The sequence below is a fragment of the Novosphingobium sp. genome (genome assembly GCF_024642085.1).
Lineage (GTDB): Bacteria > Pseudomonadota > Alphaproteobacteria > Sphingomonadales > Sphingomonadaceae > Novosphingobium.
In genome coordinates, this window is the sequence record NZ_JAHEBV010000004.1 from 34,100 (window position 1) to 54,588 (window position 20,489).

The window sequence follows — 20,489 nt, forward strand, 5'->3', positions numbered from 1 at the left end:
CCCATGGATGCGCAGCGCCAGCTTTCCAGTCTGCCGCTTGCCGTTATCCTGGTGGCGCCGGGCGGAGTCATAAACACGGCGAATCCCGCTGCGGAGCAATTCCTCGGCCAAAGTCTGCGGCGCTTGCTGGGCCGCCGGCTTGGTGACGTGATCACCTTTGCCGAACCTCTGCTGGCTGACCGCCTGGTCGATCCCGACGCGAACATTTCAGCGCGCGGCACCGATGTCATGGTCTCCGGGCAAGGAACGCGCCGCATCGATGTGATCGCAGCCCCGCTGGTCGACCGGGCAGGATGGCAGGTGCTGACGTTGCTCGACATTGGCGGAGCCGAAGCAATCCGCAGCGATTCCGCGCGAGGGGAGGAGGGCGTTTTGCGTGCTCCTGCTATCCTCGCGCACGAGATCAAGAATCCGCTGGCCGGAATCCGCGGGGCTGCGCAGTTGCTGGGGCGAAAACTTGACGGCTCGGACCGGACCCTGACCACCTTGATCGCCGAAGAGGTGGACCGGATTGCCAAACTGATCGACCAGATGCAGACCCTTTCCCGCCAAACCGCGCCAGAATTGGCGCCGTGCAACCTTCATGAAGCCGTCCGCCGCGCCCGAGCGGTAATCGAAGCTGGAGGAAATGCACCGCAAATTGTCGAAGAGTTTGATCCGTCACTGCCGCTGGTTCTGGGCAACGCCGATGCACTGGTCCAGGTCTTGCTTAACCTTATGGCCAACGCCGGAGATGCTTGCCGTGAGCGCGAACGACCGGCCATCGCTATTCGCACGCGGTTTGCCAGCGGACTTCAGCTTCACCCCAGCGCTGATGGCCGCCCGGTCCGCCTGCCAATCGAATTACGGGTCAGCGACAACGGCCCAGGTATCGATCCCGATCTTCGCGATCACGTATTCGAACCGTTCGTTACCACCAAGAAAAGCGGGCAGGGCCTGGGTCTTGCCCTGGTGCGGCGCCTGATCCGTGACATGAACGGCCGTATCAGCCACGACCGCGATGAAGCTGGCGGCGTCACGCATTTTCGTGTCCATCTGCCGATGGCGGAAAGCCCGCGCCGAATTAACACAGAGCAAGCTGCATGAGCGTGCTGCTGGTCGAAGACGACGCCTCGATTGCGATCGTCATAACCGCCGCGCTGGAGGCAGAAGGCTTTGCCGTAACCCACTGCGACAGTATCGCCGAACGCGACCGGCTGCTGGGCGATCAGTCTTTTGCCGCGCTGGTAACCGACGTAATACTGACCGACGGCGACGGGATCGAGACGATCGGTACAGTCCGCCAGCTTGCTCCGGCCATGCCGATCATCATCCTTTCGGCCCAGAACACGCTGGATACTGCGGTGCGTGCCAGTGATACGGGCGCCTTTGAATATTTTCCCAAGCCTTTTGACATTGACGAGCTGGCTCGAACGGTCAGGCAGGCTGTGGGATCAAGTTCCGGACGCGCAAAGGCTGAAGAAGAGGCTCAGGTCCAAGGGCTGCCGCTGGTCGGCCGCAGTGCACCCATGCAGGCAGTTTATCGCATGATCACCCGCGTCTTGCGCAATGATCTGACCGTCCTGATCCTTGGCGAAAGCGGCACCGGCAAGGAACTTGTGGCCGAGGCTATCCACCAGCTTGGCCAGCGCAAGACCGGACCGTTCGTTGCGGTGAATACTGCTGCAATTCCCGGCGAACTTATCGAAAGCGAATTGTTCGGTCACGAAAAGGGTGCGTTCACTGGCGCCGTGGTGCGCCATGCCGGCAAGTTTGAACAGGCACAGGGCGGCACGCTGTTTCTGGATGAGATCGGCGACATGCCGATGCAGGCACAGACCCGTTTGCTGCGGGCGCTGCAATCGGGAACTATTCGCCGGGTCGGCGGGCGCGAGGAAATCGCAGTCGACGTGCGGATCGTCGCGGCCACTAACCGCGAGCTGGAACCGATGATTTCCGCCGGGACGTTTCGCGAAGACCTGTTCTACCGGCTTAATGTCGTTCCGATCATGCTACCTCCCTTGCGCGACCGCGCCGACGATATTGCCGCACTGGCGCGTCACTTCCTGGCAGCGGCTGCGAGCGAGGGGCTTCCCCGCCACAGCCTGTCGGACGATGCTGCCGCATCGCTTGCCCGGCAACCCTGGCGCGGAAACGTGCGCGAATTGCGCAATTTCATCTACCGCCTGGCCTTGTTGGCGCGTGAAAATGTGATTGATGCCGCAGCGATAACAGCCTTGTTGTCGGGCATGCCGAAAAGCGATGACGGGCGCGGGGCTGCTGATCTGGAAAGCGCGGTAAGCGGTTGGCTGGCCGATGCTGATCCGCCAGCCGGAACGCTCTACGATGCGGCGCTAGCGGCTTTTGAACGGCCGTTGTTCATCTCAGTACTGCGGCGGACCGGCGGTAATCAGCTGCGTGCGGCGCAGCTGCTGGGCATCAATCGGAATACGCTGCGTAAACGTTTGCACGAACTCAATTTAGACCCGCTCCAGGTCGTTCGTCCCGGATAGCCGCCACTCGTCGGAAATACCTTGCATCGGTGCAACAGGGGTGTTGTAACCGGGCAACGATGCAGTTTTTGCGCAACACTTCTGGCAATCAAGCGTGGCCGCGCTGGTGGCGGCGGGTTCAGATTGGTGCCCGGCGGGCCAATTTCTTCATCATCATGTTTGCAGCGGCCATCGCCGCATTCCTGACCATGACGGTTGTCTCCTGGTACGCACTGTTTGCCCAGTCAGAGAGTGGTCAGCTCGTTCCGTCGAATCTGACTGCAGTTCTGCTGGTTGGAACGCTGGTGCCGGCAATGACGATCGTGGTGCTGATCGGGCGATATCTGGCGCTCAAGCGATCGGAAGAACTTGCCGGCGGCGGCGGGATGCACGTGCGCCTGGTCTTTTTCTTCTCGATGATATCGGCGGTCCCCACCTTGCTGGTCGTGGTGTTTGCCTCGTTCCTGTTCCAGTCGGGGGTCGAGTTCTGGTTTTCAGACAGTTCACGCGGAATGCTGGAAAATGCCAACAAGCTGGCACGCGGCTATTCTGAACAGATTCACCGCGACATGGAATACGAAAGCCTGGCCATGGCGGCCGACCTTCGCGATGAGCTGGCCATTACGCCAATCGCCAGCGCCAAGTTTCAGGAAGCGTATCTGTTTCAGGTGCTGAACCGCAAGATCAGCGAATCGACAATTCTGCAAAAAGGCAACGATGGCACCCTGCACAAAGTTGCCTTCACCCGCGGCGAAGCGCCGCTTACCGAAATATCGGACGAGGCGATCGGCCAGATCGACAAGGGCGAAGCCATCGTCATCAGTTCCAGCGCCAATTCGATTCAGGCGGTGACTCCGATTGATCGGCGCGCGGCAACCTACCTCTACACTTCGCGCAAATCGGACCTGCTTTCCTCGGGACAGGCGTCAAACATCGTCAAAGCCTATGATCAGCTAACGAAGCGGGCGCGAATCCAGCAGCTGCGGTTCAACATTCTGCTCTTCATCGCCAGTCTGGCGCTGGTGGGCCTTTCAGTGTGGTTTGCGCTGCGCTTTGCCGACCGCCAGGTTAAGCCGCTGTATGATCTTGTCGATGCGGCCAGACAGGTCGGCTCGGGCAATTTCTCGATGCGGGTCGAAGGGCGTACCGGGGCGGACGAAATCGGCCTGCTCAACCGTGCGTTCAACCGGATGACCCAGCAACTGGAATACCAGACCCAGGATCTGGTGGGTGCCAATCAGCAGCTTGATGATAGGCGCGCGTTTATCGAGGCAGTCCTTGATTCGGTAACAGCGGGGGTCATTTCGACCGACCCCGAAGGGACCATTCTGCTGGTCAACGGTTCTGCGCAAAAGTTGCTGCTGGGCAAGGACACGGACAATCCGATCGGCGAAAAGCTGGCCGAGATTGCGCCGCAACTTGCCGGACTGGCCGAAAGCGGCCGCCAGGGCGGGGTGGTGCAGTATTCCCGCGGCACCGAACTTCTCACCCTGGCGGTCAAATCAACCCGCGAGCCGAGCGGTTACGTCATCACATTCGAAGACATCACCCGGCAGCTGCTTGACCAGCGCCAGGCCGCTTGGTCGGACGTGGCACGCCGCATCGCGCACGAAATCAAGAACCCGCTTACCCCGATACAGCTTGCCACCGAACGGCTGAAACGGCGCTATACCAAACTGGTCACGGCCGATGCCGAGCTGTTCGAGGAACTGACTGGCACAATCATCCGCCAGGTCGGCGATCTGCGACGCATGGTGGACGAGTTTTCCAGCTTTGCCCGTCTCCCCAAACCGGTATTCCGCGGCGAAGATCCTGTCGATCTGGCGCGGCAGTCCTTGTTCCTGCAGGAAGTGGCGCGGCCCGACATCAACTTTCATTTCAGCGCAGACCCGGCAATCGGGATCATCGCGTGCGATCGCCATCAGTTCGGCCAGGCGATGACCAATGTGCTCAAGAACGCGGTAGAAGCGGTCGAAGCCCGCGAAAAAACCGAAGATACGGATTACCGGGGGCAGATTGCCGTAGTCCTGACCGGCACTCCGGAAGATGTCACAATCTCGATTGCCGATAATGGAATCGGCCTTCCGCAAGATCGTGAGCGCATTGTCGAGCCCTATGTAACGACCCGGGAAAAGGGGACTGGCCTTGGACTTGCGATCGTCAACAAGATTGTCGAGGAACACGCAGGCGAGATGACCTTCGCGCCCGGACCGGTTGACGGAACAGTCGTAACCCTTCGCTTTGCGCGCGATCCATTGTCCAACCAGACGAAATCCGAAGCTGCCGAATGACCCTGACAGAGGAAATGCAATGGCCCTCGATATCCTGATCGTTGACGATGAACGCGACATCCGCGAACTGGTCGCCGGCGTACTGAGCGATGAAGGCTATGAATGCCGGACTGCCGGTGACAGCACCAGTGCGCTGGCGATGATCGATGAACGGCGCCCCAGCCTGGTCCTTCTTGATGTGTGGCTTCACGGCAGCCCGATGGACGGTCTCGAAGTGCTTGACGCAATAAAGCAGCGCGAGCCCGAGCTGCCAGTGATCATTTTTTCCGGCCACGGCAACATCGACACGGCCGTATCGGCCATCGCGCGTGGGGCAATGGATTTTATCGAGAAACCGTTCGAGGCGGAGCGGCTGCTCCTTTTGGTGGCCCGCGCCACCGAGACCGAGCGGCTTCGCCGCGAAAATGCCCGGCTCCGCGAAGGGTTTGTCACATCGGACGAGTTTACCGGCAATAGCTCGGCCATCAATGCCGTGCGCGCAACGTTGAAGCGGGTCGCCAACACAGGCAGCCGGTTGCTTATCACTGGCCCTGCCGGCGCCGGCAAGGAAGTGGCCGCCCGGTTGCTCCACAGTTGGAGCCCGCGGGCCGAAAGCGCCTTTGTCACGGTAAACTCTGCCCGGATCACGCCCGAACGGTTTGAGCAGGAACTGTTCGGGGAAGAGCAGGGGGGCAAGCTGGTGAGGGCCGGATTGCTCGAAATGGCTGACGGCGGGACGCTTTATCTTGACGAAGTCGCCGATATGCCTCTGTCGACCCAGGCGCGGATCCTCCGGGTCCTGACCGAACAGGCTTTTGTCCGTGTCGGCGGTCATCGCCAGATCCGGGTGGACGTGCGAGTGGTGTCATCAACCGCACGCAACCTTGAAAAGGAAATTATCGAGGGAAAGTTTCGGGAAGATCTGTTTTATCGGCTCAACGTGGTTCCGGTGACGATCCCGTCGCTTGCTGAACGACGCGATGATATCCCGTCTTTAGCCGATCATTTTTTCGCCAGGTTCGCTGCGGATCAGGGAGTCGCACCGCCTGAGGTTGCTATGGAGGCCATGGCGGCCCTGCAGAGCTATGAATGGCCGGGCAACGTGCGCCAGCTGCGCAATGTGGTGGAACGCACCATAATTCTGACCCCGCGCGATAAACTGGGACGAATCGTGACCGATATGCTTCCGGCAGAAGTCATCAATGGGCGTATCGGCACCGATACCGGAATGCCATCGCTGATGGGCGTGCCACTGCGTGAAGCCCGCGAAAACTTTGAACGTGAGTACCTGCGTGTCCAGATCCGTCGGTTTTCGGGCAACATATCGCGCACCGCTTCGTTTATCGGGATGGAGCGATCGGCTTTGCATCGCAAACTCAAACTGCTGGGCATGGTGGGCGGCAAGGAGGGTGAAGAAGCAGACCTGGAAGAGGCGTGATCGCTTTTCCAAAATGAGGCGATTTACCTGACCGCCGAAAGGCAGTAAGATCGTCCCAAGTTGAACCGGTTTCCACTCACCGTGGTGGAGCCAGAATGCGGACCGCATCAGCGGCCGTCAAAAACAAGGAGTCCGATTGATGACATCCCGTACGCTCACCGCGCGTCCGCGCGCTGAAAAAGAAGAACCTCAAGCCGAGCTTGAAACGCCCTTGGACGATGCACCGCCGGTACCGGCAAAGGGCCAGAACCTTCAGGACCAGTTCCTCAACTTGCTGCGCAAGAACAAAACACCAGTGACCATGTTTCTGGTGAAAGGCGTCAAGCTGCAAGGCATCGTCACGTGGTTCGACAATTTTTCCATCTTGCTGCGCCGTGATGGTCAGTCCCAGCTGGTCTACAAGCATGCAGTATCGACGATCATGCCGGGCCAGCCCATTGATGTGCGCCAGTTCGGCGGCGGCGCGGAAGGATCGCGCAAGGTGCGGCTCCTGCAGGACGTCTTCCTGTCAAGTGTCCGGTCCTCCGGTGTCCAGGTGACCATGTTCCTGGTCAACGGCGTCATGTTGCAGGGCAGGGTCGCTGCCTATGACCTGTTCTGCATGCTACTGGAACGCGAAGGCTATGTGCAGCTTGCCTACAAGCACGCTGTTTCGACCATCCAGCCCCTCGGTCCGGTCGATCTGACCGGCGACGGCTGGGAGGGCGAGGAAAGCGAGGACGCCTGAGCTTTCTTGACGATAACCGCGAAGACGTTGCCCGCGGGGCGCGTGCTCTTGTAGTCTATCCCGAGTTCAGGACGCGCGGTTCGGCTTTGATAGATACCGCCGCGCGGCTTGATGAGGCCAGGGGGCTGGCGCTTGCCATCGGCTTGGTGGTGGTGGACGCACTGGCGATCCCGATCCGCGAAGCTCGCGCTGCGACGCTGTTCGGGGATGGGCAGATCCAGAACATTGATGTCGCCTGCAACCAGGGCGATGCAGAACTGGTGATTGTCGATGGTTCGCTGAGCGCAATCCAGCAGCGCAACCTTGAAGACAAACTGAAGCGAAAGGTGATAGACCGAACCGGCCTCATTCTTGAAATCTTTGGGGAACGGGCCGCTACCGCCGAAGGGCGATTGCAGGTTGAGCTTGCGCACCTGGATTACCAGGCCGGACGGCTGGTGCGCTCGTGGACCCACCTCGAACGCCAGCGGGGCGGCTTCGGCTTTCTCGGCGGACCTGGCGAAACGCAGATCGAGGCCGACCGCCGCATGATACGCGACCGTATGGCTCGTCTGCGCCGTGAGCTTGAGCAAGTGCGCCGGACGCGCGGCCTGCATCGCAGCCGGCGCGAGAAGGCGCCGTGGCCCGTAATTGCTTTGGTCGGTTACACCAATGCCGGCAAATCAACACTGTTCAATTACCTGACCGGGGCAGGGGTCATGGCCGAAGACCTGCTCTTCGCCACTCTCGATCCGACTATGCGCCGAATCCGTTTGCCTGGCGTAGACAAGGCAATTCTGTCCGACACCGTCGGGTTTATCTCGGACTTGCCGACCCAGCTGGTCGCAGCGTTCCGGGCGACGCTGGAAGAAGTCACCGCAGCCGACGTCATCGTCCACGTTCGTGATATTGCCAATGCTGATAGCCAGGCACAGAAAGCCGAAGTTCTGGCCATTCTGTCCGATCTTGGCTTGCTGGATGACGAGGCGGAAACTCCGCGCATTCCCATAGTCGAGGCGTGGAACAAGTGGGATTTGCTTAACGACGAGCGCGCAGTCGAACTGCGTGAGCAAATCGAGGCTCATCCCGATGACGTGATTGTGCCGCTTTCGGCCTTGACCGGCGCGGGCTGCGACACACTTTTGAACACGGTCAGCAAGCTGCTGACCCAAGGAGCCCGGCTGCACAGTTTTGTGCTTCCTGCAAGCGACGGGCAACGCCTGGCCTGGCTGCATTCCCATGGGGAGGTCGTTGCAGAAGACGACGCTGGCGACGATGAACGCGGGCCGCTACGCCGTCTGTCTGTCCGGCTTGATCCGCGCGAATTAGGACGATTTGCCAGGCTCTGACGCCTTGACGTCATTCCACAAGGTCTCTTGGTGGTCGAGATTGAGCGAGCCAAACTCGTTCCCTTGTGATTTAGCCAGCAACTCCATTGCGCGAAAACGCCTTTCGAACTTCGCGTTTGCAGCGCGCAGAGCGTCTTCTGGTGCAATGCCGTAAGCGCGGGACACATTGACCGCAGCGAATAGCAAATCTCCCGCTTCCTCGGCGCGATCAGCATCGTTTCCGGCCGCCGCCAATTCTGTAATTTCTTCTAACAGCTTGGCAACTGGCCCAGCGGTATCGGGCCAATCGAAACCGACACGCGCGGCGCGTTTCTGCAATTTTTCAGCGCGCATCAAGGCGGGCAACGCAATGGCGACGCCGTCCAGCGTGCCGGTCGCACCGTTTGCATGGCGCTCCGCAGCCTTTATCTGTTCCCAGCGCTGATTTCGATCAGGATTTTCATGGTGGTCTTGGCTGAAGATGTGCGGGTGTCGGGCTTCCATCTTGGAAGTGATGGCTGCGGCGACGTCTTCAAAATCGAACAAGCCAGCTTCTTCAGCAATTCGGGCGTGAAACACGACTTGCAGCAGCAGATCGCCAAGCTCGTCTTTTAGCGCCGCCATGTCATCGCGCGCGATGGCGTCGGCAACTTCGTACGCTTCCTCGATCGTGTAAGGAGCGATCGTGGCGAAGCTTTGCGCACGGTCCCATTCACAGCCAAGTTGCGGATCGCGCAGGCGCACCATAATCGCCAAAAGGCGCCGAAGGGGGGAAAAGTCTGTAATGGACATGTCAGAATGATAATATATATTATGTTAAATTGAAATAGGGTTCAGAGCAAGATTACGAGGCAAACAGCCGAACTCCGGCCGTTACGATGATGATGATACCAAGCCAGACAAGAGCCACCTTGACCAACTGGTCGCGAGCCAGTCCATGAGAAGCCATCGCTCGCCAGTTAAGTGCAAGGACCATAAGGCAAGCGACAAGTCCAAAGACCAAAGCGCTATTCATGCCGACAACACCATACCATCATAACCGACCAAAACGTGCGGCGGGATTTCGCTGGCCAAGGTCGCATAATCCATCGATTTGTCGAGATGCGTCAAAACCGCGGCTTTAGCCCCGGTGGCTTCGATCAGTTCCAGCGCCATGCCCAGATGCGCATGAGTAGGATGCGGTTCGCGCCTCAGACAATCGACAACAAGCAGATCCACGTTCCGGAAAAGGTCAACCATCTGCGGAACAATTTCGCTAAAGTCTGTAGCATAACCGATTGTTTTATTGTCACAATCAAATAGGTAACCCGTGCTTTGAGCTGGCCCGTGGGGCATCTGGCAAGTCGAAACCCCAAATCCGGAACACATCCGCAGCCGGTCCAGGGTGTCGAGTTCTACGATGGTGTGGTATCCAAATTGCCCGGCAAAAACATAGCCAAAACGCTGGCGCAGACGCCTTACCGTTTCGCTTGCCGCAAAGCCGGGTATCGGCCCGCCCCGACCATAGCGAAGCGGCCGAAGGTCATCGATACCGTGACAATGGTCGGCATGGTCGTGTGTCCAGAATACTGCGTCAAACCGGTCAATACCGGTGGCAAGCAATTGCTGCCGGAGATCGGTTGAAGTGTCTACCAGGATGCGCTGGCCGGCATCGCTTTCAAGCGCGATAGAAACGCGGGTCCGACGGTTCCTTGGCTCATCAGGATCACACAGGCCCCAATCGTTGCCAATACGCGGGACCCCCGTGGATGTCCCGCTGCCCAGCATGATCAACTTCACAGATTTGCCTTGGTAAACAACCGCGCAAAATTGTGGGTCGTACGTTCGGCAAGTATTTCAGGCTCGACGCCGCGCAAAGATGCAACAAACCGAGCGGTATCAGCAACAAAGGATGGCTCGCACACGCGGCCGCGATGGGGAACGGGAGCGAGAAACGGTGCATCGGTTTCAACCAAAAGCCGGTCCTCTGGTACTTGTGCAGCAATTGCTTGCAAGTCCCTGGCGTTCTTGAATGTTACAATGCCGGAGAGCGAAATAGTTACACCCAATTCAAGCATTTTGCGGGCAAAATCTGCCGACGCAGTGAAACAGTGGATCAAGGCTGGATAGGCGCCCTTCTCCATCTCTTCAGCCATGATTGCCGCCGTATCGTCTTCGGCATCGCGTGTGTGAACGATCAATGGTAATTGCGCCGCGCGTGCCGCCGCAATGTGCCGTCGGAATAACGCCTGCTGCGTCTGTCGGTCAGAGTGATCGTAATAGTAATCCAGCCCGGTTTCGCCAATGGCTATTACCCTGGGATGAGCAGCTGCTGCAAGCAGCGCGCTTTCGCCCAGGTCGGCGTGTTCATCCGCTTCGTGTGGATGGATTCCGACGCTTGCCCATACGTCGGTCTCGCGACTGGCCGTGGAAATCACCTGTTCCCATTCACGCTTGCGCGTCGAAATCGACAGAAATCCACCTACTCCCGCTCCACGGGCACGGCTGAGCACGCCTTGCTGATCTTCGACCAGGCCCTTGTATTCCAGGTGACAGTGCGAATCTATCAGCATCAGGCAGGCTCTTCAGCCAGTTCAAGTCGCGGGAACACACCAACGGGCTGGCTAACGCGAAACCCGCCAGCAACAAGCCTTTGATACCAGTCCGGATCGGCAAGTGCTGCATAGTCACGCTCTGCAGCGGGTACACCTAACTGATCAAGCAACGCGTCAGCCGACGCTGGCACGACCGGGCGGATCGCTATGGCAAGGTCTCGGACCGCCATGAACAAAGTCAACAACACAACACGCATCCTGTCGGGATCAGACTTGCGCAGGGCCCATGGTGCTTGTTCATCGACATATTGATTACAAGCAAATACGGCCCGCAACCATGCCTCTATTCCATTCGAGAAATCGAGCGCAGCAAAGGCTTTGGGCAGTTCGCTCACGGTTGCTTCGCGAACGATTGCGAGCAGCTGATCGTCGGGTTCAGACATGCTGAACGGTGTAAGTTCACCATCCAGATTCTTGAATATCATCGATAAAGATCGCTGAGCCAAGTTGCCGAAACTGTTTGCGAGTTCGGCGTTGCACCGCGTCACAATTGCCTCTTCGCTCCAGGTACCGTCCTGCCCAAAGCTGATTTCGCGCAGAAAGAAATAGCGCAGCGGGTCGACGCCGTACCGGTCAGCTAACGCAAGCGGATCCACCACATTTCCGGCCGATTTGGACATCTTCTCGCCGCCACGGGCCAACAGAAAGCCGTGACCAAACACCTGACCCGGCAAAGGCAACCCTGCAGACATAAGAAAAGCGGGCCAGTAGACGGTATGGAAGCGCACTATGTCCTTGCCGATGAGATGCAAATCGGCGGGCCAATAACGGCCAAAGTCGCCTTGCTGGTCCGGATAACCAAGTGCGCTCATATAGGCCGTCAATGCATCGACCCAGACATACATGACATGATCGGGCGAACCAGGGACCTTTACCCCCCAGTCAAAACTTGTGCGCGAAACACTCAGATCACGCAGACCGCTTTCGACAAAGCGGATCACTTCGTTTCGGCGAGTGTCTGGCCGGATGAAATCTGGTGCGTTTTGATAGTGTTGGAGCAAAGGTTCAGCATATTTTGACAGCTTGAAGAACCAGCTTTCCTCTACGGTCCATTCGACCGGCGTGCCTTGCGGGGAAAGCTTTTGCCCGTCTTCACCGGCAGTGATTTCCTTGTCTTCGTAGAACGCTTCGTCCCGTATGGAATACCAGCCCTCGTATCGATCAAGATAGAGATCGCCGCTAGCTTTCATGGCTTCCCAGATTGCCACGCTGGCCAAATGATGGGTCGGTTCGGTTGTACGGACAAAGCGATCATATGAAATGTTCAATTGATCGCACATCTTTTTGAAATACGATGACATTTCATCGCACAGACCCTGAACGTCGCGTCCTTGCGTTCGCGCTGTCTGGACCATTTTAAGGCCGTGCTCGTCCGTGCCGGTGACGAAACGCACATCGCGGCCCATCTGGCGCTGAAAGCGGGCAATGGCATCGCCCGCAACCGCTTCATAGGCGTGGCCGATATGCGGCTTGCCGTTGGGATAGGAAATCGCAGTGGTGATATAGTACGGATCGCCCATGGCTGGCGTCGGATCTTTCTATGTAATGGTCAGATCGTCTCTCTAGGCATGGCAAGCGAAGCCAGCAAGGCGCCAATCTCCAACACCAGCAGACCGGGGTCGAAGTTGTAAGTTGTCGCCTGGCTGCCCAGCCGGACAAGCTCGGTATGCGCATCGATCACATGTTGCTGCCTGGCAATGTCGCTGCCGCCTAATTCAGCGCCAATCACCGCCCGGGCAAGATCGATTGCCGCCTGTAGGCGCTCGCGGTCTGGACGGGATCCGATTGCTTCCGCCAAGGCTCCGCGCAAGGCCAGCTGCTCGTCACCCTCCGCGACCAGCCGCTGCATAATGCCGTGCATTGCGCCAAGGTCGTGCTCGACATAAGCGAGCGCCGCGCCGGGCGATCCCTCTGCCGCAGCGATTGCAGCATTGCGGGTCGGCAGATCTGCGGATGGAATTTCACTGCGCAGAACGGCATCGATGTCACGGGCCGCCAAGGCGGCGAAACGCATCATGCGGCAACGGGATCTAATGGTTGGCAAAAGACGCCCCGGACGGTGTGTGACGAGCAGAAAATATGTGCCGACCGGAGGCTCCTCCAGGCTTTTTAGCAGCGCATTGACCGCGCCTTTTTCCATATCGTCAGCCGGATCGATGATCACTACCCGGCGAGCGCCCAGGGTTGGCCGCGTGATCAGACGCGACTGCATTCGCCGCACCTGATCGATTGTTATGTTGCGTTTTCTTTGCCAGGGTTTCCCCTCGGCCCGCTTTTCTTCCTCAGTGTCGTTTGCGGGAAGATGATCGAGCACGATGATATCGGGATGATTCTCCCAGCCTGGCTGGGGAAGTTCCGCTTCGGTTACCAGCCGCTCCGCAGCGGCACGCGCGAACGTCCCCTTGCCGATCCCTTTCAGGCCGGCGAGAATCCAGGCATGGTGCATCCGGTTAGAGCCCATGGCCTCGTCCCACGCCCGCCAGGCGTCGTCATGGCCTGTCAGCTTGGTCATCCAGCGCTTAACAGTGGCACGAGCGCAGCAAGGACATCCGCGGCGACTGTATCTTGATCGCCGTTTGCGTCGATGCGCGCGAAACGCTGCGGTTCGGCAGCGGCAAAGCGCGCAAATGCGGCTGCAACCCCTGCATGGTACGCGGCACCGCGGCCGCCAATCCGGTCTGACGATCCGCCATCGCGTGCAATCAGACGCTGGCTTGCTTTTGCGGGATCGATTTCAAACAACAAGGTCAGATCGGGCAACAACCCTTCGCTGCCGATACGGTGCAGTTGCATTACGTCATCGTCCGACAGCCCTCCCGCACCACCCTGGTAAGCTCGGCTTGAGTCGACAAAGCGGTCACAAATCACCCACTCTCCCGCAGCAAGCGCAGGACGGATCAGGCGCTCGACATGATCGCTGCGGGCAGCGGCAAACAGCAGCGCTTCGGCGCGCGCGTGCCATCCCTCACCTTCGCTGCCCAGCAGCAACGCCCGGATGGCTTCGGCGCCGGCAGTACCGCCTGGTTCGCGAGTGATGCGGCTTGCAACGCCGCGGCGGGTCAGTGCTTGTGCAAGAAGCCGGGCCTGGGTCGATTTGCCCGCCCCCTCCCCGCCTTCCAGTGCAATGAATCGTCCGCACGTCATCGCCCAAGGCCTAGCAGTCCGTTGACCACCCTGTCTAACGGCCCGGCGCGTTTGACCTGTTCGGTGGCGACAAGCGGCAGGGAATAAGGGAGCGATCCGTCAACTGATACGCGAAGTTCGCCCACCTTTGCGCCCTTGGGAATAGGAGCGACCAGCGGTCCCGCATAGACAATTTCCCCGCTTGCGCGCCCGGTCGCACCGCGCGGAACGGTCATCAAGTAGGATGTTGGCACCGCTACCGGCAAAGCGCGAATGGTGCCCTGCTGGACGCGGACATGGCCGACTGTCCGTTCTGGCCGCAACCAGAGCCGGCCTTCCCATTCGGCAAATCCCCATTCCGCCAGATCGCGTGAAGCTTGGGCTCTTTCAGGCGCGGTCCAGACCCCGCCCACCACCACCACAAGCCTTCTGCCGTCGCGCTGGACGGAACCCAAAAAATTGAAGCCTGCCTCGAAGGTATGGCCGGTCTTGATCCCGTCGCCTCCGGCAACCTGGCCGACAAATGGATTGTGACTGGTCAGGCGTTGTCCTTTCCAATCAATTTCCGCCCGGTTGATGTACCGTTTATACATGGCTGGATGATCATTGATCAGTGCGCGAGCCAGCTTCACAAGGTCGTTGGCCGTCACATACGTGGCCCGGCCATCGGGAAAGCCGTTTGGCGTGGCGAAATGGCTGTCATTCATGCCAAGTTGCCGCGCGCGATCGTTCATTGCATCAGTCCAGGCAGGTACGCTGCCCGAGGCACTTTCGGCCAGCACCACGGCTGCGTCATTTGCCGATGCGGTCGCGATCCCGGCCAGGAGCTGCGCAACGGTGATCTGTTCGTTCTGCTGCAGGAACAGCGTGGTTCCTTTGCCCGACCATTGCCGCGCAGTCTGCGGAGTTACGGTAAAAACAGTGTCTTCTTTTAAGGTTCCTGCCTTGATCCTGTCAAAGGCGACGAGCAAGGTCATTGCCTTGGTAATGGATGCGGGAAGGAACCGCGCGTCACCGTTGTGGGCATAGAGCGTGCGGCCGCTGGATAGATCGTACAGTAGCGCAATCGGTGCTTGAGCCACCGAGCGCGGCAGCGGTCCGGGGTACCCGCCAGGCGCATCAGCTTTCAGGACCGCAATTGGCAGGACGGCAGCCAGCAGCAGCAGCGAACGATTCAACAACAAGGCATTCCCCGGCAAATGAAGCGCCGGGACGCCTGGGCGTCAGTCGGCGCGCTGAATACGGGCGTCGCTATAACCGGCAGACTTGGCCTTCGCCAGCGCTGGGCGGGCCTTGTCCGCATCGCCGAACGGCCCCATTCTTACGCGCCACAATTTTCCGGATGCGGATACCAATGCGCCAGCCTTTTTCGCCGCAGCATCCGCATTGGCCTTACTAGCGAAGGTGCCAATCTGAACAAACCAGCTTCCCGTTACAAGTCTGCTTGTCGCCGGTTTAACCGGCGACGAAACCGGAGGCTTTGTCGGCGGTTCCGCTTTGATGCCAGCGGGCTTCGACACTGGCTTCATAGCCACTGGCTGTGACACAGGCTGGGTTTGAACCTGTGAGTTGTTGACCGGAGCTGGGCTTGCTGCGCCGTCCGGGACAGTATCGGCCAGCACTGGTTTGGCAGGGATGCCCATCTGCAAATCCAGCTTGCGCTGCAGGACGGCCAGCAACGATTTTGGCGTGTCCATGCGGGGCGGAGCAATTTGCCCGGTTCGCAGCAAAGCACGTTCGATTTCGGGCGGATTTACACGGCGCACGCGCACCGGCATGTTGCTAGCTCCGGCAAAGCCAATTTGGGCGATCGCCCCAGGTGACAGCTCGATGATCGACGAACCGAACATTGGCCCGCGGCGTTCCACCCGGACCAGGATTGTCTTGCCGGTGCTGAGCGAGGTGACCTCGACATAGCTGGGCAACGGTAAGGTGCGGTGGGCGGCTGACACCGAAGAGCCGCCATCGCTGCCGCTGCTGGCGAAGCCGACCGTATCGAAGTTCATCGTATCGACCGGGGTATAGGTGGTTCCATCGACAGTGAACGGCGCGCCCAGCACCATCGGATAGTCTGCGGCCGGGCCATTTGCCGCTGGCGCAGGCACGTCCTTTACAGACGCGCTGCCACCGCAGGCAGTCAGCAAGGCAACAGCCGCAAGCGGCCAGGTTCGGTTAACGGGCAATTTCATCTGCAAGCAACCCCACGGAAAGCGCGTAGTAGTTCGAGCAGTTATATTGGAGGATAACCCTGTAATTCCCGGTTAACAAAAACGCTCCGTTGCCCGGACCATCGGGTTCGAACAGCGTAGCCATCGTGGAATCAGCAAGCGGCGCCTGCGCCGTCACCCCCAAAACACGCCATTCGCTGACCGTTTTCCAGGCCGAATGCCGGATATGGACGCGGGGGCAGGTCGGCGAATCAAGTTTCGCCACCACCGAGCTGCGATCGAAGGATGCCGGGACATAGGCCTTCACCCCCCACGGCTCGCCACGCCGCCAGCCGGCATCGCGAAAATAGTTTGCAATCGAGGCTAGAGTATCGGCGCGGTCATTCCAGATATCGGCGTCGCCATCGCCGTCCCCATCGCGCGCCAAGCGAAGGTACACAGACGGCAGAAACTGCGGATTGCCGAACGCGCCGGCCCAGCTGCCGTAAAGCCGTTCGCGGGGCACCCCGCGGTCGACCATTTTCAGGAGAGCAATGAACTCGCTGGCAAAAAGATCGCGCCTTCGTCCCTCATAGGCAAGCGTAGCAAGCGAGCGAGCAAGGTCGAAATCTCCTTTGTAGCTGCCGTAGTTGGTCTCATGCCCCCAGATCGCCACCACGATCTTGCCGGGTACGCCGTATTGCGCTTCTATTTGCGGTAACCGGTCATAATTGGCAGCCAGGGTGCGACGGCCACCTGATATCCGCGCGGCATCGACATGGTCGCGGTAATAGGGCCAAAATGCCGGTGGACTTCCGGGCGTCGATCCTGGCTGTGACTGATCAAGCGCGACAACCCGCGGGTTGACGGTCAGGCCGGCGGTCATCCGCACAATCGTTGCTTCGCTAACGCCCTCGCTACGCGCCTTGGCGCCTAGCAGCTGCAGATAGCCTTCGAAGCTCTGATCCTGGGAGATCTGCGCCTGCGCGATGGCTGGAACGCTGGGCGCAGAAAATGCAGCAAGAACAGCAAGTGCCGGGATCGACAAACGGAATATTCGTAACGGCTTCATCACGAACAGGTTTCGCACAGCCAGAGCGGCTTGAAAACCGCTTAAGGCGTGACAATTGCAATATCACGCGCTAGCGGGCGCGATCAGCGGACAGGTGGCCGAGTGGTTTAAGGCAGCGGTCTTGAAAACCGCCGTGGGTGCAAGCTCACCGTGGGTTCGAATCCCACCCTGTCCGCCAGCTATATCGGCCCTGGATCTCCCGGGAAGTTAAGCAGTCGGGCTAAGAATCCGAACTTTTCAGTCTCGCAACTGCATTACGAGCTCTGGCTGCGTTCCATGCTTCTTGAAATATCCTCACGGTCTTGGGATAAGCATCGTGGTTTACGAAAAGTCGTTGCGCTTCGCACCTACACTCTCAGGGTTCTGAACTAAGAACTTGAAATAACGATAAATCAAGAAGCTCGTTTGGAGCAGAAAGAACCATTTTCGATGTTTCTGAGCCCCGCGCTTGCCCCATATGCGCCGGGCAGGAGCAGAAGGCCGAAATAGAGTGCGACAACGGGTTGAAGCCGCGTTGGCAGGCCAGCGGAATCGCCGCAGGCGTTTACGTCCCAAGCTACACATTGCTTTGCCGCGAGCAGCCCTTTGCCAAGCACAGACCAGTAAATCCCCTGATGCGCGCATTCATTGCCGCTTTACATTATGATTAACCAATTTCGTTTAATCGCGGCAGCATGAAAAACTCGTCAGCCATCCGCGTCGCGCTTAACGGAACCGTCGCCTCTCTTATTTTTGCTTCGTCTGCGGCATATGCTGCGAGTGTTCCGGCAGGGACGCTCATAGAGAACACCGCGACAGCCAGCTTCGATACGGGCGGTCCCACGCAGTCGATCAATTCGAACACCGTCACCATCCGCGTCGACGAACTGCTGGACGTTGCGGTCGCCTCGAAGGATGCAAGCGCGATCACAATCTCGGGTTCCGCAGTGCTGTCGTTCACGGTGACAAACACCGGAAACGGGCCAGAAGCATTTGTCCTCACTGCCGATCCGGCCGTTGCTGGCAACGGATTCAATTCGACGGTCGATTCGCTTGCGATCGATACCAACAACAACGGCGTCTATGACGCCGGTATAGATACCTTGGTAGCCAACGGCGGTAATTCGCCGCTGATTAATCCCGATACTCCCCTTACTGTCTTCGTGCTTGTGAGTTCGCCGGGCGCGGCCGACGGGTCGACCAGCCAGGTCAACCTCCTGGCACAAGCGGTGACCGGCACTGGCGCACCAGGCACAGTGTTCCCAGGAGCGGGCGAAGGCGGCGGTGCAGCCGTTGTCGGCAATAGCGGAGCGGACGACGCGGCGAGAGGATCGCTGATTTCAAGTGCCGTCTCGGTAAGTCTGGTCAAGACAGCGACGGTCAGCGACCCATTCGGTGGATCACAGCCAGTCCCCGGCGCCCGGATCAGGTTCCAGATCGTGGCCAATGCCACCGGCAGCGGTTCAATCAACAATTTGAAGATCAGCGACGCGATCCCGGCGTCGACGACCTATGTCGCTAACTCCCTCACGCTCGACAGTACTCCGCTTACCGACCTCGCTGATAGCGATGCGGGCGTTGCCTCTGCGGCGGGTGTTGTCGTTACGCTGGGCACCACATCAGCTGGTGCAACCCGCACAGTAACTTTTGATGTCAAGGTAAATTAATCTAGGATTTTGATGATGTTATTGGTTCGATTTCATATCTTTTCTTTAGCCTGCAGTCTGGCTCTCGCAAGTGCGCCCGCGTTTGCTCAGGAGCCAATCGAACTGAAGGGTGACGTGAAGGTCGTGCGTATCGCCGAACAGGGTGGAAAGCGCGTGGAAACCTACGCGGAACCCACCCAGGTCGTCCCGGGCGACCGTCTCAAGTTCACGACCAGCTATCGCAACGGGTCCGGACAAGCGGTCCAGAACTTCGTGATTACTAATCCGCTTCCTAAAGCCGTGGTGCTTACCGAAGTCGGAAATTTCGAAGTGTCCGTTGATGGCGGCAAGTCGTTCGGAAAACTGGCATCGCGTACCGTCGCGATACCGGAAGGTGGAACGCGCGCCGCGACCGTTGCGGATGTCGAACAGGTTCGCTGGACAGTTGCTTCCATTGCGCCTGGTGCATCCGGCTCCGTCACCTACTTCGCCTCTGTTCGATAGTCTTTCGAGGTACAAGAACGCCTTTAGGATCCAGGCGCACCCAAGGGTCTAAATCGCAAGGATAAATCCAATGACTCGCATCAAAAGACTGGTGGCGGGAACCAGCGCACTGGCGTTGATGACCGCACCGATGATCGCAATTGCTGCCCCCGTTGGGACCGCCGCAAACACCGACATAACCAACACCGTAAGCGTGAACTATCAGGTTGGCGGTGTCGCCCAGACGCAGGTCCAGGCTACCGACACCTTCAAGGTCGACCGCAAGGTAAACGTGACCGTGGCCACGACGGATGCTGCACCTGTTGCCGTCACGCCGGGCCAGACGAATGCCGTAACCACTTTCACGGTTACCAACAATTCCAACGCGACGCTCGACTTCTTGCTCGCAGCGACCAACCAGACCGGTGGCGCTTCGAATTTCAATGGCGCGGTGAACGATTCGTTCGATACGTCGAACATCCGTATTTATGTCGAAACCAACGGCACGCCGGGCTTCCAGCTGGGTAGCGATGCTTCGGTTTCGACGATCGCAAGCCTGGCTTCGGGTGATGTGGCGACGGTCTATGTCGTTTCCAACATGACCGATCCCAGCACCGGCCTGCCCGCTGACAACGCGATTGCCACCGTGCTTCTGACCGCGACCGCCGCAAGCGGCGCACTTGTCGGCGCGCCGATCACAGGAGCCCCCGGGGCGACTGCCGGATCGGGTGGGTCTGCCATCGCGCAAGATTCGGCCGCAAACGGCAAGAACACGATGGAAACCGTATTTGCCGATGCTGCCTACCTTACCTATGACGCGCAGTATAACGGCAAGCATGCCGCTCGCAGTGACTACAAGGTGACTGCGGCCCGCTTGTCCGTAAACAAGTACAGCCGCGTGATCAGCGATCCTGTGGGCAGTGCAAGCCCGCGGGCAATCCCTGGTGCAGTGGTCGAATATTGCATCGTGGTGACCAACGCATCGGGCGGTTCGACGGCAACGACTGTCGCAGTAACCGACCAGGTCCCGGCGACCATGACTTACCTGCCGAATAGCGTCTATTTGAACGGTGCGTTCACCGCTCCCGACACGTGCGCGGGAACCGGCGGTACGGCGGGAACCGATGCAGCGAACTACACTGCCGGCACAACGACTGTCAGCAACACGTTCACGAGTATTGCGTCGACCGAGACGAGAACGCTGCGCTTCCAAGCGACGATCAAGTAAGCGG

At 59.1% G+C, this 20,489-nt stretch carries 18 protein-coding genes and 1 tRNA gene; 10 read left to right on the forward strand and 9 right to left on the reverse strand.

Annotation, left to right across the window (positions count from 1 at the left end; genetic code table 11):
• Positions 1–3 precede the first annotated feature (3 nt).
• The 6 genes from Q0L62_RS02735 (at position 4) to hflX (ending at position 8,234) form a co-directional block, all read left to right on the forward strand.
• Positions 4–1,086 carry an ATP-binding protein gene (locus Q0L62_RS02735; protein ID WP_296676060.1) on the forward strand — a complete coding sequence of 361 codons (1,083 nt, stop codon included), beginning with the start codon at positions 4–6 and terminating at the stop codon, positions 1,084–1,086.
• A complete protein-coding gene (locus tag Q0L62_RS02740; protein WP_296676063.1) occupies positions 1,083–2,492 on the forward strand; it encodes a sigma-54 dependent transcriptional regulator in 1,410 nt (469 codons plus the stop codon). Before Q0L62_RS02735 ends, Q0L62_RS02740 begins: the two co-directional genes overlap by 4 nt.
• 59 nt (positions 2,493–2,551) lie before the next feature.
• Positions 2,552–4,762, forward strand: a complete 2,211-nt coding sequence (locus tag Q0L62_RS02745; RefSeq protein ID WP_296676065.1) for an ATP-binding protein — start codon at positions 2,552–2,554, stop codon at positions 4,760–4,762.
• A gap of 19 nt (positions 4,763–4,781) precedes the next feature.
• Positions 4,782–6,179, forward strand: coding sequence for a sigma-54 dependent transcriptional regulator (locus Q0L62_RS02750; protein ID WP_296676067.1), 1,398 nt, complete (start codon positions 4,782–4,784; stop codon positions 6,177–6,179).
• A 139-nt stretch (positions 6,180–6,318) separates the two neighbouring features.
• On the forward strand, positions 6,319–6,906 hold the full coding sequence (hfq, locus tag Q0L62_RS02755; RefSeq protein ID WP_296676069.1) for an RNA chaperone Hfq: 588 nt from the start codon (positions 6,319–6,321) through the stop codon (positions 6,904–6,906).
• Positions 6,903–8,234: a GTPase HflX gene (gene hflX / locus Q0L62_RS02760; RefSeq protein WP_296676321.1), complete on the forward strand. Its 1,332-nt coding sequence runs from the start codon at positions 6,903–6,905 to the stop codon at positions 8,232–8,234. Before hfq ends, hflX begins: the two co-directional genes overlap by 4 nt.
• On the opposite strand, the gene mazG is transcribed toward hflX, so the two are convergent.
• The 9 genes from mazG to Q0L62_RS02805 form a co-directional block, all read right to left on the reverse strand.
• Entirely contained in the window at positions 8,211–9,005 is a 795-nt protein-coding gene (gene mazG / locus Q0L62_RS02765; RefSeq protein WP_296676071.1) for a nucleoside triphosphate pyrophosphohydrolase, read from the reverse strand. The two genes, hflX and mazG, sit on opposite strands and share 24 nt — an antisense overlap.
• 219 nt (positions 9,006–9,224) lie before the next feature.
• Positions 9,225–9,992 carry an MBL fold metallo-hydrolase gene (locus tag Q0L62_RS02770; protein WP_296676074.1) on the reverse strand — a complete coding sequence of 256 codons (768 nt, stop codon included), beginning with the start codon at positions 9,990–9,992 and terminating at the stop codon, positions 9,225–9,227.
• On the reverse strand, positions 9,989–10,765 hold the full coding sequence (locus Q0L62_RS02775; protein ID WP_296676076.1) for a TatD family hydrolase: 777 nt from the start codon (positions 10,763–10,765) through the stop codon (positions 9,989–9,991). The genes Q0L62_RS02770 and Q0L62_RS02775 overlap by 4 nt, the downstream gene beginning before the upstream one ends.
• Positions 10,765–12,327, reverse strand: coding sequence for a methionine--tRNA ligase (gene metG, locus Q0L62_RS02780; RefSeq protein WP_296676078.1), 1,563 nt, complete (start codon positions 12,325–12,327; stop codon positions 10,765–10,767). Before metG ends, Q0L62_RS02775 begins: the two co-directional genes overlap by 1 nt.
• A 29-nt stretch (positions 12,328–12,356) precedes the next feature.
• The gene (locus Q0L62_RS02785; protein WP_296676080.1) at positions 12,357–13,319 is read right to left on the reverse strand and encodes an AAA family ATPase; all 963 of its coding nucleotides are present in this window, start codon (positions 13,317–13,319) and stop codon (positions 12,357–12,359) included.
• The gene (gene tmk / locus Q0L62_RS02790; protein WP_296676083.1) at positions 13,316–13,951 is read right to left on the reverse strand and encodes a dTMP kinase; all 636 of its coding nucleotides are present in this window, start codon (positions 13,949–13,951) and stop codon (positions 13,316–13,318) included. The genes Q0L62_RS02785 and tmk overlap by 4 nt, the downstream gene beginning before the upstream one ends.
• Positions 13,948–15,108 carry a D-alanyl-D-alanine carboxypeptidase family protein gene (locus Q0L62_RS02795; RefSeq protein ID WP_296676086.1) on the reverse strand — a complete coding sequence of 387 codons (1,161 nt, stop codon included), beginning with the start codon at positions 15,106–15,108 and terminating at the stop codon, positions 13,948–13,950. Before Q0L62_RS02795 ends, tmk begins: the two co-directional genes overlap by 4 nt.
• Positions 15,109–15,153: 45 nt before the next feature.
• Positions 15,154–16,119, reverse strand: coding sequence for an SPOR domain-containing protein (locus tag Q0L62_RS02800; protein WP_296676088.1), 966 nt, complete (start codon positions 16,117–16,119; stop codon positions 15,154–15,156).
• Complete coding sequence (locus Q0L62_RS02805; protein WP_296676090.1) at positions 16,103–17,149, reverse strand: lytic transglycosylase domain-containing protein; 1,047 nt, start codon at positions 17,147–17,149, stop codon at positions 16,103–16,105. Before Q0L62_RS02805 ends, Q0L62_RS02800 begins: the two co-directional genes overlap by 17 nt.
• Before the next feature lie 88 nt (positions 17,150–17,237).
• Between Q0L62_RS02805 and Q0L62_RS02810 the strand changes: the two genes are divergently transcribed.
• The 4 genes from Q0L62_RS02810 to Q0L62_RS02825 all read left to right on the forward strand — a co-directional run bounded on the left by Q0L62_RS02810 (position 17,238) and on the right by Q0L62_RS02825 (position 20,485).
• Positions 17,238–17,327: transfer RNA gene (locus Q0L62_RS02810), tRNA-Ser, on the forward strand.
• A gap of 496 nt (positions 17,328–17,823) precedes the next feature.
• A complete protein-coding gene (locus Q0L62_RS02815) occupies positions 17,824–18,795 on the forward strand; it encodes a hypothetical protein (protein WP_296676093.1) in 972 nt (323 codons plus the stop codon).
• A gap of 12 nt (positions 18,796–18,807) precedes the next feature.
• Positions 18,808–19,278, forward strand: a complete 471-nt coding sequence (locus Q0L62_RS02820; RefSeq protein WP_296676096.1) for a hypothetical protein — start codon at positions 18,808–18,810, stop codon at positions 19,276–19,278.
• A 70-nt stretch (positions 19,279–19,348) separates the two neighbouring features.
• Complete coding sequence (locus Q0L62_RS02825) at positions 19,349–20,485, forward strand: hypothetical protein (RefSeq protein WP_296676099.1); 1,137 nt, start codon at positions 19,349–19,351, stop codon at positions 20,483–20,485.
• Positions 20,486–20,489: the final 4 nt, after the last annotated feature.